Below are 237 nucleotides of genomic sequence, written 5' to 3' on the forward strand. Positions count from 1 at the left end.
GTCATGGCCTGAAAGAGCGGGCGCGAAGCTGAATTGCGCAGATCAAAACCGTCACCTCCGGCCGCTTGCTGTTCGTCTACCTGTTTGTGCCCGAAGCCACCGCCGCGCTGGGCTTAACCAGCCTGGGCGGGCTTCCGCAGATGGTGCGTCCGCTGCTGGCGACGATGGCCGAAGGGGCCACAGCAATCCGCTACGGTGGTGTCCCGCCAGACGTGCGCCATCGTCTGCGCGCCATGT

Annotated in this window: 1 pseudogene; it reads left to right on the top strand. The window is 65.4% G+C overall.

Annotated elements, in window-relative coordinates:
- Nucleotides 1-237: pseudogene (locus tag KVT28_RS26810) on the top strand (5-oxoproline transporter, DUF969 family subunit); the annotation flags it as partial.

The sequence above is a fragment of the Pantoea sp. GbtcB22 genome (assembly GCF_019091025.1).
Lineage (GTDB): Bacteria > Pseudomonadota > Gammaproteobacteria > Enterobacterales > Enterobacteriaceae > Pantoea > Pantoea leporis.